1 protein-coding gene is annotated in these 446 nt (G+C 56.7%); it reads right to left on the reverse strand.

Annotation, left to right across the window (positions count from 1 at the left end; all coding sequences use genetic code 11):
* Positions 1–38: 38 nt before the first annotated feature.
* The coding region (locus FJV41_RS57395; RefSeq protein WP_141649621.1) for a DUF6328 family protein at positions 39–446 on the reverse strand (408 nt) is incomplete at its 5' end.

A 446-nucleotide genomic window follows, 5' to 3' on the forward strand; every position in this document is an offset into this window, starting at 1 on the left:
ATTTAGTGGCACTGCGATTTGCAAGATCGTATGGTGATCTACAGCTTTCCGGCTTGCTTCCATCGACGCGGCAGCCACCACCATAGGAGAAATATCAACCCGGCTACCAGCGCAGCTGCCAAACTACCGACCACATGGCCAAATATTGTGGACAGTACAAGCTGCGCGCCGGAAACGAGAGCGCTCGCGAGCGCGACCGCGCCCGCCAGAATCTGGCGGGAAGCAAGCGACTTGAATCGAGGTCGATCAAGCAACGGCCGAATCAAGCGATGCTGCACAGCCGGTGCACTCAGAAGTACCAAGCCGACAACAGCCAGCACAAACGTCGCAAGGAAGACCCATTTCTCCGTGTAGGCGATTGCACTGAAGCCAGGGGTAAATGGCACAGTTATCAGGAAAGCAGACAGGAGCTGCGCGGTCGGCAATAGAACCCGAAGCTCCCCTAG

The sequence above is a fragment of the Myxococcus llanfairpwllgwyngyllgogerychwyrndrobwllllantysiliogogogochensis genome, from assembly GCF_006636215.1.
Taxonomy (GTDB): Bacteria; Myxococcota; Myxococcia; order Myxococcales; family Myxococcaceae; genus Myxococcus; species Myxococcus llanfairpwllgwyngyllgogerychwyrndrobwllllantysiliogogogochensis.